Annotated in this window: 2 protein-coding genes; both read right to left on the bottom strand. The window is 49.4% G+C overall.

Annotated elements, in window-relative coordinates:
- A partial coding sequence (locus tag R7190_RS25835) for an efflux RND transporter periplasmic adaptor subunit (RefSeq protein WP_318137671.1) occupies positions 1–411 on the bottom strand: 411 nt, incomplete at its 3' end.
- On the bottom strand, positions 408–1,058 hold a 651-nt coding region (locus R7190_RS25830; RefSeq protein WP_318137670.1), incomplete at its 5' end, for an efflux RND transporter permease subunit. The genes R7190_RS25830 and R7190_RS25835, both read right to left, overlap by 4 nt.

The raw sequence follows: 1,058 nt of genomic DNA, 5'->3' as shown, positions 1-1,058 counted from the left end.
TCTGACACGAGAAAACTCCTTTCTCGCCGCATTGAGCTGCGCTTGTGCAGAGGATAAAGCCTGCTCACTTTGACGAACTCGCGCGTCGAGATCATCGCTTTCTAGCCGCGCCAACACGTCTCCTTGCTTCACCCTATCGCCAACCTTCACCAATACCTCCATCACCGATGCCGTTAACCGTGCCGCGATATCGGCGTGCTGCTCTGCAACGACGACGCCCGGAAACTCTCGAACAACCGGTTCGCTGGTTAACATCAGTTGATGTGTCTCTGCGTTATTTACATCAATCTGGTTGGTTTTCGCGTCATGTTCTGTCGGCAATTTTTCTGTAAAAAAACCAGCCATATAGAGAAAAAGAAGCGCGAGTATGGCAAACAGAATCACGCCTAACCATTTGGTATCTAATTTCATTGCTCTTCCTCCATCTGAGGTAATCCATGTCCTTTGGTGTTTTGGTATGCAAGGTTGTAAACCACCGGAACCACAAGCAGCGTAAAGATGGTCGAGGCGGTAATACCGAATATGATTGCCCAAGCCAAACCGTTAAAAATTGGGTCTAACGTAATCACGACGTTACCCAGTAACGTTGTACCCGCAGTCAGCAATATTGGCCGCATACGAACAACACCAGATTCAATCAACGCATCATGTAAGCTACGACCTTCAGCCAGCGATTGCTGAACAAATTCAATCAAAACGAGTGAGTTACGCACCACAATCCCTGCTAGCGCAATCATGCCGATCATCGCGGTCGCCGTGAACAGAGCCGGGTTCGGGTAATTACCGATGTCACTGCTTAACACATTCAAAATCCAGAACCCCGGCATAATCCCAATCACGGTCAGAGGTATCGCCAGCATGATGATGCCCGATACCGCAGGTAAACCAGTTTGAATCAACATCACCACAAATACGCCAAGCAGCGCAGCGCCATAAGCAATGCCTAAATCGCGGAATACGTCCACTGTGATTTTCCATTCCCCCTCACCACTCCAAACCACCTCGATGTTGTCTGGCACGCTCCAATTGACACCAGCGCCATTGCTCAAGTACGTGCG

The sequence above is a fragment of the Vibrio sp. 1078-1 genome (genome assembly GCF_033340475.1).
This window is presented reverse-complemented; position numbering and strand designations above follow the sequence as displayed.